The organism is Haemophilus haemolyticus (genome assembly GCF_003493685.1).
Taxonomy (GTDB): Bacteria; Pseudomonadota; Gammaproteobacteria; order Enterobacterales; family Pasteurellaceae; genus Haemophilus; species Haemophilus haemolyticus_O.
Genome location: NZ_QQJW01000031.1, coordinates 1 through 719, shown reverse-complemented (window position 1 = coordinate 719; position 719 = coordinate 1). Strand labels below are relative to the sequence as shown.

1 protein-coding gene is annotated in these 719 nt (G+C 39.4%); it reads left to right on the top strand.

Annotated features, from left to right (window positions below; translation table 11 throughout):
* Positions 1 to 51: 51 nt before the first annotated feature.
* The gene (locus tag DV434_RS10605) at positions 52 to 696 is read left to right on the top strand and encodes an IS1595 family transposase (RefSeq protein ID WP_118786134.1); all 645 of its coding nucleotides are present in this window, start codon (positions 52 to 54) and stop codon (positions 694 to 696) included.
* The last annotated feature ends 23 nt before the right edge of the window (positions 697 to 719 follow it).

Sequence of the window (719 nt, the reverse complement as noted above, 5' to 3'; positions counted from 1 at the left end):
GGGGCTGTACTAGATAACGACTAAAAATCCCATTTAGGTTAGAATAAACCAATGAGAAAAAGTCGCTTAAGTCAGCATAAACAAAATAAACTCATTGAACTGTTTGTCGCAGGTGTCACAGCAAGAACAGCCAGTGAATTGGTTAATGTAAACAAAAATACAGCCGCTTATTACTTTCATCGATTACGCTTACTCATCTATCAAACAAGCCCCCATTTGGAAATGTTTGAAGGCGAGATTGAAGCCGATGAAAGCTATTTCGGCGGTACTCGAAAAGGCAAGCGTGGTCGCGGTGCCGTGGGAAAAGTCGCAGTATTCGGGCTTCTCAAAAGAAATGGCAAGGTTTATACCGTCGTTGTCCCTAATGCGCAATCAGCGACATTATTGCCAATTATCCGAGAGAAAGTTAAGCCTGATAGCATTGTGTACACGGATACTTTTCGTAGTTATGATGTGCTTGATGTCAGTGAATTTAGCCATTTTCGCATCAATCACAGCACGCATTTTGCTGAAAATCACAACCACATAAACGGAATTGAGAATTTTTGGAATCAAGCAAAACGCCACTTACGGAAGTTTAATGGCATTCCCAAAGAGCATTTTGAGCTATATTTAAAGGAATGTGAATGGCGTTTTAACAACAGTGAAATAAAATCTCAAATTTCCATTTTAAAACAATTAGTTAAGGGGATTTAGATCTAGTTATCTAGTACAGCCCC